This is a genomic window from Flavobacterium cyanobacteriorum, from assembly GCF_002251835.1.
Classification (GTDB): domain Bacteria; phylum Bacteroidota; class Bacteroidia; order Flavobacteriales; family Flavobacteriaceae; genus Flavobacterium; species Flavobacterium cyanobacteriorum.
This window is the reverse complement of record NZ_NOXV01000281.1, coordinates 21,092-34,405: the sequence shown is the minus strand read 5'-3', so window position 1 is coordinate 34,405 and position 13,314 is coordinate 21,092. Positions and strand designations below refer to the sequence as shown.

Sequence of the window (13,314 nt, the reverse complement as noted above, 5' to 3'; positions counted from 1 at the left end):
AAAACCGTCTCAAAATTTAAGTATTGAGACGGCTTCTTTTTTTATAATGAAGGTATCAGCCAAAAATACCATAATGCCACCTGGGGTACAATGCCAACCAGTGCGCCAAGCACAACTTCGCCCATAGTGTGTGCCTTTGCCTCTAAACGGGAAGAAGCCACCATGCCAGTACACAGCACAAAAAAAGCAATAAGGTAAAGAAAACGGATATGATAGTAAGCTGATATGCTTATGATGAATACCGTCAGAGAGGCAATGCCGCCCACATGCAGGCTGGCTTTATGGTGGAATAGTACCAGTGCCAGTGCCAGCACGGTGCTTATTAATGTGCCTGTAAAGTAATAGTAAAGCTCAGGTATCACAAAAACCGCAAAACTGTATTTTATAAGGAAAAGCAGTAGTAGCGAATAAAATACCAGCGGCAGTTTCCGCTCTTTCTTATCAAGCATCATTTTTGAGCGGATAAGGCCCAGCGACTTAAGCAGGTAGAAAAGCGATATGGGCAGCAGTATGGTAAGGATAAGTACCTGTATAAAAACAAGGTATATTTCGTGCCGGTAAAAAAAGTTCCTGGTGATGAAAAAATAGAACAGCGTAGCATAAACCGGTATAAACAGCGGATGGAAGATATAAGAAAAAACTGGGAGTATCTTTTTCATTATTATATCTTCTTCCGCATCCTTGCCACGGGTATATCAAGCTGCTCCCTGTATTTGGCTATGGTACGCCTTGCTATAGGATAGCCTTTGTCTTTCAGTATTTCCGCAAGCTTATCATCAGGCAGCGGCTTCCTTTTGTCCTCTTCATCAATTACAGTCTGGAGTATTTTTTTTATCTCAATGGTTGATACATCTTCACCCTGGTCGTTCTTCATGGCTTCGCTGAAAAACTCCTTGATCAGTTTAGTTCCATAAGGAGTTTCTACATACTTGCTGTTGGCCACACGGCTCACAGTTGATATATCCAGCCCTATCATATCGGCAATGTCCTTCAGTATCATCGGTTTCAGCTTCGCCTCATCGCCATCCAGAAAATATTCCTTCTGGTAGTGCATTATAGCGTTCATGGTAACATACAGCGTTTCCTGGCGCTGGCGTATGGCATCAATAAACCATTTAGCGCTGTCCAGCTTTTGCTTGATAAACTGTACGGCATCTTTTTGCTGTGCCGACTTATCACGGCTTTCCTTGTAGCTTTGCAGCATCTCCTGGTAGTCTTTTGATACGTGAAGCTCCGGGGCATTCCGGCCGTTCAGCGAAAGTTCCAGTTCGCCGTCAACAATTTTAATGGTAAAATCAGGCACCAAGTGCTCCACGGTTTTGTTACTGCTTTCATAAGCGCCTCCGGGTTTCGGGTTAAGCCTTTCAATCTCGTCAATAGCCTTGCGTAGCTGCTCCTGTGATATATCGTAGCGCTGCAGCAGCTTGTCGTAATGTTTTTTGGTGAAAGCATCAAACTGGTTTTCAAGGATGTCTATAGCCAGTTCTATAGAGGCCGTAGGGGTTTTGTGGCGCAGCTGCAGCAACAAACACTCCTGCAGGTCTCGCGCGCCCACACCGGCAGGCTCCAGCTGGTGGATAATGTGCAGTATGCGTTCTACAGTAGCCTCATCAGTATAGATGCCCTGGGTAAAGGCCATATCGTCCACAATATCAGCAATACTGCGCCTTATATAGCCCATATCGTCGATACTGCCTACAAGGAATTCGGCAATATCGCGCTCGTTTTCGCTTAGTATAAACGTGTTAAGCTGGTCAACCAGGCTTTGGTGGAAGCTTACCGTGGCGGCAAAAGGCAGGCTGCGGTCATCGTCGTCATCGCTGTAATTGTTGGCCTGCAGCTTGTATCCGGGTGTTTCGTCGTCGCTGAGGTATTCGTCAATATTTATCTCGTCGGCATCAATCCTTTCGCCCTCATAGTCATCATAATCATCGTACTCTTCAGCGCTGCTGTACTCATCAGCTTCATAATCGTCCTCACGCCCCGATTCCAGCGCCGGGTTTTCCACCATCTCTTCTTTCAGCCTTTGCTCAAAAGCCTGGGTAGGCAGCTGTATCAGCTTCATGAGCTGTATTTGCTGCGGAGATAATTTTTGTGATAACTTTAATTGTAAATTCTGCTTGAGCATAATAATTACGGGTCATTTTGTAAGCATAAAAATACAAAAAACAGGCGTTATACACGAACCCTTTTTAGATAAAATTAATAACAGGTATAATATTTGAGAAGATTAAGATGTTATTGAATTAAACTAAAAGCATTTTTAATTTTAAAGTATCTGTTATCAATTAAGAATGTAGCTAATTTTGATAATTTAAATGCCTCGCTTGATTTATCTAAATCTTCTTTTTCATATTTTATTAATGAATAAAATGATTGGACTATCCAATCAGTAATAACAAATTCATAATCGTTTTTTAAGTTTTTTGTAGATTTATCATGCATACCATATCCATAACCGATCAGATTAAGGTTATAATCAGCTAAAGCATTTTCTTGGAATCCTTTCAGTTGCGAATTATTTATAATTTGTTCAACAATTTCAAAATTTCTTTGTTTTTTAAAATTATCGCCAGGCAATAAATCAAGAAAAATTGCAACTTTCTCTTGATTAACAGCCTTTGCAACTTCACCCATAAATTTTAAAAACATAGCTATCACTATTGCATACCATCCTAAGCTTGTTGCTAAGCCAATACTAATTTCATGATTATTGACAACTACCGTATTTGCAGTTTGATTAGATTGGTGTATTATTTGTGCATCCTTCAATATAAATTCTCCATTTTTAAGCGCTATATCTCTATAATTCCAACTTATCATGCCAAACGGAACAATTTTTTTTTGATGTATTGCCTGAATTAAATAATTCTGAACTTGTAATTTTCTTTTAATTCCTCGTACTTTTTTGAACTGAGTCAAATTGAGTAAATTATCTCTGTCAACTTTAAAAAAAGTTGTAATTCCTACACACAAAAAACTCTCACTTGAATTTTGAATTAGTTCTGATGGTGAGGCATCTACATACCCGAATTTGTACTCTAGAGATGATAACGCTCCTTTTTTTAGTTCCATATCTTTTTAAATTTGTACAAAAAAGCCTCCCAATCCGGAAGGCTCTACATTTAAAACTCTGCGTTCTGCGGTGTCCTGGGGAAAGGTATCACATCACGAATGTTGGTCATACCTGTTACGAACAGTACCAGCCTTTCAAAGCCAAGCCCGAAGCCGCTGTGCACTGCCGTACCAAAGCGCCGGGTATCAAGGTACCACCACAGCTCTTTTTCATCAATGCCTATATCAGCTATCTTTTGCTGAAGCACATCAAGGCGCTCCTCCCTTTGCGAGCCGCCTACAATTTCGCCAATGCCCGGGAACAGTATGTCCATAGCGCGGACAGTTTTGCCGTCATCGTTCAGCCTCATGTAAAAAGCCTTTATCTTGGCAGGGTAATCAAACAAAATTACGGGGCTCTTAAAGTGCTTCTCCACCAGGTAGCGCTCGTGCTCGCTTTGCAGGTCAGCGCCCCATTCTTCTATGATATAGTTGAATTTCCTGTTCTTGTTGGACTTGCTGTTTTTCAATATATCAATAGCTTCGGTATAGCTCACACGCTTAAAATTGTTCTGCAGTACAAACTGCAGTTTTTCAAGCAGGCCCATCTCGCTGCGCTCATTGGCAGGCTTTTGTTTTTCTTCATCGGCAAGGCGCTGGTCAAGGAACTTAAGGTCGTCTTCGCAGCGCTCAAGCGCATATTTAATTACGTACTGGATAAAATCTTCAGCCAGGTCCATATTGGCATCAAGGTCATTAAAAGCCACTTCAGGCTCCACCATCCAGAACTCGGCAAGGTGGCGTGATGTATTCGAATTTTCGGCACGGAATGTAGGCCCGAAGGTATATACCTGTCCAAGCGCCATGGCATACGTTTCAGCCTCAAGCTGCCCTGATACCGTAAGGTTAGTTTCTTTACCAAAAAAGTCTTCCCTATAATCTACTTTGCCTTCTTCATTTAGCGGTGGGTTACCAACCGGAAGCGACGTTACCTGGAACATTTCGCCAGCGCCCTCAGCATCCGAACCGGTAATTATAGGGGTATTTACATAAACAAACCCCCTTTCCTGGAAGTACTGGTGAATGGCAAACGACAGTACCGAGCGTACCCTCATAACCGCGCCGAACACGTTTGTGCGCACCCTCAGGTGGGCGTTTTCGCGGAGGAACTCAAAAGAGTGTTTTTTGGGCTGCATCGGGAATTTTTCAGGGTCGCTGTCGCCCAGTATCTCCAGTTCTGCAACTTTTACTTCATATTTTTGTCCTGCACCCTGGCTGGGCACCAGGCTGCCTTTTATAGATAATGCCGCACCTGTAGTTATACGTTTAAGAGTTTCGGCAGGTGTATTTTCAAAATCAACAACACACTGGATATTATTTATAGTTGAGCCGTCATTGAGGGCTATAAACTGGTTATTCCTAAAAGTCCTTACCCATCCTTTTACTAATACATCATCAACAGGCTTGGTGCTGTTAAGCAGGTCTTTAACTTTTGTGTGTTTCATCGCTTTTCAATTATTCTGTTTGATTTTAACATAATGCAAATGCCTGCAAATGTAGTAAAAACAGTAAATATGATTAATGTGATGTGCCATGAATTGCACAAATGGCGTAAATTATTTAGCGTGGCGAAAAGGTATAGCTATCTTTGCATTTCAAATAACACTGTTATGGACTGGATCATACTCATCATAGCCGGGCTTTTTGAGGTAGGTTTTGCTACCTGCCTGGGCAAGGCAAAGGAAACAACCGGTATAATTTCCTCCTACTGGATGGGCGGGTTCTTTCTCTGCCTTGTTATAAGCATGCTTTTGCTTTACAAAGCCACACAAACACTGCCTATAGGTACTGCCTATGCGGTATGGACAGGTGTAGGCGCTGTGGGTACAGTGCTTATGGGGATATTCCTGTTTAAAGAGCCGGCGGATTTCTGGAGGGTATTTTTCCTGACTACGCTCATAGCTTCCATTGTAGGGCTGAAGGTAGTGTCTCATTAAGCAGCCGGAATCATCAAAATAAATTAATAGTGACAGAAACCTTTACAGCGATATTTTTATTGAATTTCGGCAGGTGGTAGGGGCCATACCTGTAAAAACCGCTTAAACCAATTACTTTATAAATTTCATTAAGTTCAAAGCCGCTTTCATAATACCCCTTTTCGAGGGTATTAAAAATTACGCCAGTGTGCTTTTCACTGTCGTCCATATCCCCCCATGCAAAGCGTGTAACCAGCACAGGCGCCAGGTTTATTTTCCCGAACAGGTTGTACTTCGGCAGCCCGTGCCTGGCCTGCAGAATCATGTACCGGCTCGAGAAGAACTCGTTGAAGTACATAGTTTCAAAGCTGTTCTTGCCTGCAAAACGCAGCCTGGCCAGTATGGTTTCCCTGTCGCGGCTGTTGGGCATCAGGCTATACAGGTGCGTAAGCGGGGTTTCGCCAATGGCTATACCGGTTTGCATGAGCAATGTTGTTTTGTGCCCGTTGAGGTATTTTTTTTCATATTCTGTCCTGAAATCCAGTTTTGAAAATGTAAAATTGCTTTTGAGAAGGCCCTCTATGGATTGGGAATACTGGAAGGCAAATTTTGGGAAACGTTTTTCAGTTTCTATCCTGCCATTTGGTGTTTGCATGAACTGGCTGAATGGGTTCCACTGTATGCTTGCCGTAGCCATGGTGATATTAAAAATACGGTAAGGGGTATTTCCCGGCACAAAAGCATAATCAAACCGCGGTTCTACCCAGGTGCGGTCGAGTTGGAGCCTGGCTTCCGTTTTGGCGATTTTTCTTGACTCTATATAGGTTTGCCAGGTTTGGTAATTATAAAATGTAGAAATGTTTAGTGGGCGGTTGTCTATGATGCGGAAAATCTTTTTATCGGTTTCGAAGCGTATGCTGCCTATTTCCATCAGGTCGTCGGTATAGGAGCCGCCTATCCATGTATTGGAAAACTTCCCTATACGTATAGCGGCGCCCAGGCTGTACTTAAACCTCCCGTCCCTGGTACCATAGCCGCCGTAGGCGCTTATCCTGAATATTTCTGAAAATTTTGAATTGGTAATGCCACCAATGCCAGGCCTGAAGCCTTCATGGACATTATAGCGGATGAGGTGCCTTAGGTCAATATCAACGAAGCCTGCCGGAAAATATCCGTTTAGCACCCTGCGCCCCAGGAATATGAGCTTTTCATAATTTTCTTTTTTTACAATGCTGTCCAGTGCAGGGTAGGTTACGGTGCTGCGTGCATCAAGGGTATCTTTACGGTAGCGGTTCCAGTAATGCTCATCACGGCTGCTGGCATCCCTGCTAACTTCAACTTCAACGGAGGGCCTCCTTATTGTTAACGGAATATTGAATTCGATGTCGTAGCTATATCCTTCCGAAACAAGATATACAAAATCAGAAGGCTCTTTTTTCCTTGTTCGTGCTTCTTCATCACTGGCATCAAAAGTTATAGTTTCCCCTAAGATCCTGATGTCGCGTTTGCTGTTGCCTTTTGTTACTTTCAGGAAGTGCCTTTCGGGGAACCACAGTTTTTCCTGTGTGTTAAATATAAATTCCTGGTTTGCGGTAATATCAAGGGCATTTTTTACCCTCAGAAGCGCCTTAGCCACACCATAGGTCTGCACATCAATATATAATATGCCTTCCAGCCGGAACTTTTTGCTTTTCCTTTTTGGTGTGAAAAAAACGGCATAAGTGTCACGGCCCAATATTGCAACCGTATCAAGCACCCTGAAGCGGTAAGGCGCATTTTCGGTAAGCGGGCCCCGGCATCTGGATTCTGCCAGCTCTATATCGCCATATATCGAGTAAGGCTGCAGCTTTAAAGAAATGACCTCATACAGCGGCTCTTTAAAACCGGCCATCCGTATCGCGAGGATATTCTCCTTGAGGCCCTGTGCCCTGTTAAAACTGAAGCCGGAAATTTTTTCAGTCTGGTAGAGGTGGCGTTTTTCAACCAGCCTTTTGAATTTAAAATCAGTAGAATCTATTTTTTTGAAACGGCGCCCGGCTTTTTCGTATACATAAACGGAATCAAGTTTTTCAGAAATAGAATCCGGATTAGCTGTGACGGTAAGTTTTTCATAAGTAGTATAGCGGAAAGTATTTAATTTTTTTAAGGGATCGTTCGTGTTTTTGCGCTTTATGGCCTCCCGTATTATGGCATTAGCCGGATTATCCCTATCAATAACCAGGCGGGCAAGCTGCTCTATTCTAGGTTCTAACCTCACAATGATGCTTTTCCGGTTTCCAGTGTCAGCCTTTTGGGTTTTATAGCCGGTATAGCTTACGGTTACATGCCCATGCTGTGCCTGCAGGTTAATCCTGCCGTCAATATCGGTAATAAATACTTCACCGCCAGGGACAGTAACGGTGGCAAAAGGCAAAGCTTCGCCCTTGTCCGCGCTCTCCACAACGATAGTAAGGCCTGTCTGGGCGTTCAGGCTGAGCGAGACAAAAAACAAGGCGCAAATGAAGCTTTTCAATTATGGTCAAATTGTTGGTAAAGGTAGCAATTAATACTTGGGTCTGCTACAAAGATAGTACTCGTGTATAGCCTAATATCCTAAACGTTGAATTCCCATTTACAGTATATGCATCACTCCATTGTGTCCTGAAGGTCACTAAATAGAATTTACTTCTCCTGTGCTGGCGGATTTTGTTTTCGCCTTTGGTTTTGCCAGAGTATAAATACAGACAGCATGGCTAAAATCCATAATCCGGGTTCGCTCATCTGTTGTGTGTCTTCGCCAGGGTCCAGTGCTTTGTTCCCTGATAAAACCTGTTCCTGTTTCTTCTTAAGAATGGCTTTTTGTGCTTCATTTTCTACAACCAGATAAGATGTCACAGGTGTCATTACTTTTGAAATAAAACTGTATTTAACCAGATTCTGCCATTCATCATCAGATGTTTCAGGGTGCAAAATCTGCGAAGTCCATTTTGCCTGCATCGTCAGTGCCGACTGCCAGTCTTTTTCTTTAATTCCTGCTTCGCTTATTTTAAAAAAATCTGATTTCAAAATGATGCTTGGCTGCTTGTTATCCGGTAAATATTCAGTTGTTGCATCAGGAAGTTTATATTGGAGGACTGTCTGGCAAAACCTGCATCCGTGAAGTTTTTGCGGAAGTTTTTTTAACGGGTTATTAAGCAGTGAATGTTCCTCTAAACGCCCCTCACTTCCAAGATTGAAAAACAAATCACTTTCCGGAAATGCAAATTTCATATCTGAAAAGTCCTTATCTAAAACAGCATTATGGATACTGTCGGTAACAACTACAATCACAGGATATTTTTTTTCTTTGGTCTTATACGCATTAATCAACGTAGTGCTTATAGCTCTTTCCAGATAAAAACCACCCTCAAAAGTTTGTGTTTTAAATTCCTGTTGCCAGTTTCCGGCTATTTGGGAAGTGTTCGTATACGTATTCACAAAACTGATTTGCGCATTTTCTGAAAGCGGCTGGTTATTGGCTAAAGCAGTTTTTATACGTTGTGTAAAATCACCAGTGTATTTATGTTTCCCTTTTGAAATATCAACTAAAAAATGAAAGTACGGTTTCCTTGTAATAGATTTAAGGGTGTTTTTTTGCTCCGCTGAAACGTAAGCAACATGTTCTGTTTGGATTACTGCTGATTTTGTTTCCAGGGTATTACCCAATTCAATAACATTGTTGTCGATGTTTAATTTTACAGGTTCTTTATGTATAAATTCGATACCCGTTTTGCGTACTTCGCCTTCTGTGAAAGGGAAAACCCTAAATGCAACTTTATTTCCTGTGAGGTAATACAGTATCCCCGGGTCTTTATTTTCATCCCGGATATTGGAAAACACCCACATTGCGGATTTTTTCTCAGCCAATATGCCTGATTCTTTCCTGTTGCCTACAAACAGATAGTAATCGCTAATCCAGCATCCTTCAGGCAGATGTATGGTAGTGGCATACTCTGACAAAGTATTGTCACTGTTCTTGCAAGCCATCTCTAAGTCAACCCAGCTTTTCCATGCGTTTTGGATAGTGTCATAAGTGCTTCTGCCGGTAATTTTTGTAATTTGTACTTTGCTGCCTGGGTTTCTTTCAGGTGCTGCTTCCGTAATATTGTTGCCAAAAAAAATCCTTTCAATATAGTTGATTTTGGTGTCAGATAATGTCAGGTTATCCAGTACCAGCCAGTTAAAATAAGAAGATAAGTAAGGCATCCGGCTGCCAAAAATTATATCATTGTTGCTGTCTTTGTGCCGTTTTACTACAGTGAGTGTTTTTTCAAGGGATGCTTTATCTATAGTATATCTTTTAGAATAGTCGGGGCTGTATAAGTAAGCCAGTGTTTCGTTTAAAACACGCTTGTCGTTAAGATAACTTGCCGTAATGGATGCCGGAATTACCAGGAAGCCTGTGAGTGACAGCCCTACAATTAGTTTTGCTGAAAACAAGGTGTTCAGATATTTAAAATCTTTTGAAAGTTCATTGATATGGATGACAAAAAGCAACAACGGCGCCAGCATTAGGAATCCTGTCCCGACGACAATAACAACAAAAACGGACAAGGGCAAAAAGGGCAGAAATACCAGAAAAAAATATAGTGTATAGGCAAAAGTTATACATCGGCCAAAAAACAAAATTAGCCGGTACATTTTAGGGCCACGGCCCGGCAGGCAAATAAAAATGCCGTTGATAATGGCAAGGATATAGAACCACGGATTAGTAAAGTTGCCAAAGATCCCGGCGTCACTCTTGCTGAATTCATTAAAAAGATAACCGTTATTCACCAACAAACCTACTATCGGCAGTACAATCGCAATAGGAATTTTCCATGCCCACTGATACTTTTGCCAGGCAAGAGTTTTTTTTGTAGAAAGGATAAATATGCCCCTGACCAGGAAAAAGAGGAATAGTATAGTCGCGACGATTATTAGTATCAGTAAAGCGTGTAAATTAAACGTCCTGTCCGAAGGCTGCCATAAAGGGAGTATAATCTGGGAAAACAAGTAGCCTGCAACGGGAATACTAACAGCAATAAAAAAGTTAATACCGGTACTGTGTTCCTTATTTTTAGGGGTAAAATGCGCGACCAGTATAAAAAGGGAATAGGCGAGAGTCGGCATCAAAAATGTGCCGGCATATAATGGTACAGAACCTGTGATCATCCATCGCGGTACAGACAACGGAATTATGTCGCCTGAAAAATAACTATACAAATAAATGAATGGCACATAGCAGGCAAAAGCAATAATACCATACCAAAAAGAAATATATTGCCTTTTTACTACAAGGTATACCGCATAAATAAAATTTAATATGCCAAATATACTTAATGCCAGGCCAAAGCAGGCCCAAAGCCGGATATTTTCTTCATTAAGTAATGTCTTAATGATACTGAACTGCCCGTAAAAAAGGAAAAAAAGTACTATTATCGGTAATGTGTTGACAATAAATAGCCATTTCGGATTAAGAAGGTTTCGCATGGTACACTCTTTTGGTTAAATATTTTTCTGTATAATAATATGTCAAAACAAGGAACGACAGATTCGTTATTATGCCTACCGCTTCATGTAGTACCTGCTGATACCCAGGCAGAAAATTTTGTGCCTGTTTTTGCACAGTAACAGCAGCTAAAATCCGGAAAGCATTCACAAAAATTACGAGCAGGTATGTTGCGGTCAAAACAGACGGGACAGCCAGTATTTTATGCAAAGGCTTATGGAGATACCGTAGTGCCAGATGTATAAAAACAAGAAATGATAACATCCAAAAATTGAAGCCTGAGCAGGATTTGTCCAGCACAATATTGAGGTTTTCGTGATAAAATCCTTTATCGGTAAGATAAACCCAAGGCGATCCTGACAACAGGCTAAAGAGCTCATCTGCAGGTTTGAGCAGAAAAATCAAATCGTCATTACAGGCATGCGCAAAGCCAAATTTCAAAAGAACAAAAAGGCCTGCTGATGCGAGGTAATACACTATGTTCCTGTCTGTAAGCATACTTCCCGTAATCTTTGTTTTTGGATTGCGGCCCGGCCGTGAGCGGCAACATTATTTGTTATAAATGGCAAAAGAGGTTTTAAGAATGAAATGTCAACTTTGGTTTCAGCAGTTTTTCCTTCAACATTTTCTATGTTTTTATCTATCGTCACTTTATTTTTTGTTTTCAGAATTATATGGCAAAGCGAATGGTCAATACAAAAAGGGCTATTTCTTTCATTATCGTTTTTCTTTTAAGATTTATACCATTTGTTCTGCAATAGCCGGCAGTGGCAAATGCAAAGCAAATAATATTTTTCTTATTAAGTTAATAATATTTTGTAAAAAATTTCAATTGAAATTAACCAGTTGTCGCTAAGAACCGCTGTGTTCGTAACATTTAAAAAAACAGGGAACAAATATTTTATTGATGTTTATTTTTTGGGTGTCTAAAAATGCAATTAAGCCACGCTCAAATAGCTCAAAGGAGGCTTTATTTATGCTTTAAATTATTAAATGAACGTAGTACGACAGTTACAGCCTTTATCATCTTTCTGTTTCTATTCTAATGCTTCAAACCACGCTTTTAAAGGTTTTTCGTGTAAACAAAACATTAATTTTATACTTACCAGCCGTAGCGGCTAACGGCTGTGCCTGTTGCACAACTCCATCAAAGATAACAAGAAGGAAACATTAGAAAACCTACTTTTTTGTAAATTTATTCATGCAAGGAAAGAAAAAATTTACCCCACAATTATTTGTTTCGGTTAATTTGTTGGACATGGTTCCGGCGGATAATTTTTATAGAAAATTGTTAACCGAACTCGATTTAAGTGCTTAAACAAGGTCGGAATTTTATGTTTTTTGAAATTTTATTTAAAAAAAGGTAGTTGTGCAACAGTTACTGCTGTTAGCAGAAGTTAATTTGTTTTGTCATTTAATAAATATTCATCATTTATAAGACATTGTTTACTCAATAGTTAATCCTAATATATTGGAAACGAATATCTATAGCGTTTTGATTTTGAAGTATCTACCTTTTCTTTACTGTTATAGGAGGAAACTTCTACAATTAAACTATCAATACATTTTTTATTTACTAATGTTTCATTAACTCTTTTACTAACAGATTCTATGTATTTATCTACTTTTTCTTTGAATTGACTAATGGTGTCATTATTAATATAAATATTTAATTCTAATTTTGCTTCGCAATTATCAATTTCATATTTAGGTATTGGATTAAAGTAAGTATGATCATTGCTATTTGTTTCAATTTGCAAAATTTTCTCTAATTTTTCTAATTCTTTAGGAATTTCTATTACAGGCATTCTTTGAGATGCTATAGTTATTATAAAAGCATAAATATAATAACCAACTACTACGGAAATAAGTAAGCTTACAATAATATAAAATGCTTTTTTCATTATAGGACTTCGATTAATGGTGGACAATTTGTTACAATATATTCTTCGTTAATCCGATAAAATTTGGTTTTATTGGTAGTTTCTGTTTGTGAAAAACCTGAATAAAATTCTCCTTCATGCTCTCCTTGAACCAAAAATGATTGCACTTCTTTTAAATCCGAAACTTCTCTAAATACCTTCGAGCCATTTGTCCAACCGTGTACACCTGTCCAACCAGCATCTTGTCTATGTACGATACCCATTTTAGCAACACCTTTTATTTTGTGTTCGTTTACTACCCAATCTACAATAGCATAATAATCGTCCCATACTCTAAATTTAGTTGCTTTAATTGGAGCTAAAATTGGATTGTAGATAGAACTAAAAAACATATACAATATTTGATAGCTTGGTATGGCAGGATTAATTTCAAATTCATCACCTTCATCGGGCGAAATTATAAATCAACCATTCCCATTGAGTTTTGAAATCATCTTCCTTTGAATATCTAATTTTAATTTTATCTAAAGGGTGTTCTTTCCCTATAAAACCTTTTTGAATATCTTCAAATTTTATAGGATTAAGACCTTTAAAAAGCTCTTGGCCTTCTTGTGAAAATTCTTCTTCATTTAAGTTATCTATATCCATACTTTTGGGTTTAATTTCTNGGCAAATCGCCTGGGGCGTTGTGCGGGAAGCCCGTAGGGATTTCCGCATAACACACAAATATAAAAAAGGTTTTATATTAATTTTAACAAATCCTTATGAAAACCGCCCACTCCCCTCTCACCGTTCCCCCCGCGTGAGGGATTGCAGCGGAAAGCCCGCAATGCAGCGCAGCGGAATGAGGACTTGCAGCGGAAAGCCCGGCCCGCAGGGACACGCCCAAAAA

The 13,314-nt window shown here is 40.0% G+C and carries 11 protein-coding genes; 1 reads left to right on the top strand and 10 read right to left on the bottom strand.

Going from position 1 to position 13,314, the window contains the following annotated elements; translation table 11 throughout:
• Positions 1 to 41: 41 nt before the first annotated feature.
• The 4 genes from CHU92_RS10750 to asnS all read right to left on the bottom strand — a co-directional run bounded on the left by CHU92_RS10750 (position 42) and on the right by asnS (position 4,559).
• A complete protein-coding gene (locus CHU92_RS10750; protein ID WP_094415442.1) occupies positions 42 to 659 on the bottom strand; it encodes a hypothetical protein in 618 nt (205 codons plus the stop codon).
• 2 nt (positions 660 to 661) lie between these two features.
• Positions 662 to 2,128, bottom strand: a complete 1,467-nt coding sequence (gene rpoN / locus CHU92_RS10745) for an RNA polymerase factor sigma-54 (RefSeq protein ID WP_094415440.1) — start codon at positions 2,126 to 2,128, stop codon at positions 662 to 664.
• 110 nt (positions 2,129 to 2,238) lie between these two features.
• Positions 2,239 to 3,075 carry a hypothetical protein gene (locus CHU92_RS10740; RefSeq protein WP_094415438.1) on the bottom strand — a complete coding sequence of 279 codons (837 nt, stop codon included), beginning with the start codon at positions 3,073 to 3,075 and terminating at the stop codon, positions 2,239 to 2,241.
• A gap of 50 nt (positions 3,076 to 3,125) precedes the next feature.
• Positions 3,126 to 4,559: an asparagine--tRNA ligase gene (asnS, locus tag CHU92_RS10735; protein ID WP_094415436.1), complete on the bottom strand. Its 1,434-nt coding sequence runs from the start codon at positions 4,557 to 4,559 to the stop codon at positions 3,126 to 3,128.
• 165 nt (positions 4,560 to 4,724) lie between these two features.
• Between asnS and CHU92_RS10730 the strand changes: the two genes are divergently transcribed.
• Positions 4,725 to 5,051 (top strand): DMT family transporter, encoded by a 327-nt coding sequence (locus CHU92_RS10730; protein WP_094415434.1) that lies wholly within the window; start codon positions 4,725 to 4,727, stop codon positions 5,049 to 5,051.
• A 13-nt stretch (positions 5,052 to 5,064) separates the two neighbouring features.
• On the opposite strand, the gene CHU92_RS10725 is transcribed toward CHU92_RS10730, so the two are convergent.
• From CHU92_RS10725 to CHU92_RS10695, 6 genes are all read right to left on the bottom strand, one after another.
• On the bottom strand, positions 5,065 to 7,542 hold the full coding sequence (locus CHU92_RS10725) for a DUF5686 family protein (RefSeq protein ID WP_094415432.1): 2,478 nt from the start codon (positions 7,540 to 7,542) through the stop codon (positions 5,065 to 5,067).
• A gap of 149 nt (positions 7,543 to 7,691) precedes the next feature.
• Entirely contained in the window at positions 7,692 to 10,520 is a 2,829-nt protein-coding gene (locus CHU92_RS10720; RefSeq protein WP_094415430.1) for an MSEP-CTERM sorting domain-containing protein, read from the bottom strand.
• A complete protein-coding gene (xrtK, locus tag CHU92_RS10715) occupies positions 10,504 to 11,037 on the bottom strand; it encodes an exosortase K (protein ID WP_094415428.1) in 534 nt (177 codons plus the stop codon). The genes CHU92_RS10720 and xrtK overlap by 17 nt, the downstream gene beginning before the upstream one ends.
• 965 nt (positions 11,038 to 12,002) lie before the next feature.
• Positions 12,003 to 12,443, bottom strand: a complete 441-nt coding sequence (locus CHU92_RS10705) for a hypothetical protein (protein ID WP_094415424.1) — start codon at positions 12,441 to 12,443, stop codon at positions 12,003 to 12,005.
• Positions 12,443 to 12,814, bottom strand: coding sequence for a hypothetical protein (locus tag CHU92_RS10700; protein WP_094415422.1), 372 nt, complete (start codon positions 12,812 to 12,814; stop codon positions 12,443 to 12,445). The genes CHU92_RS10705 and CHU92_RS10700 overlap by 1 nt, the downstream gene beginning before the upstream one ends.
• 52 nt (positions 12,815 to 12,866) lie before the next feature.
• Positions 12,867 to 13,070, bottom strand: a complete 204-nt coding sequence (locus CHU92_RS10695; protein WP_094415421.1) for a hypothetical protein — start codon at positions 13,068 to 13,070, stop codon at positions 12,867 to 12,869.
• Between the last annotated feature and the right edge of the window lie 244 nt (positions 13,071 to 13,314).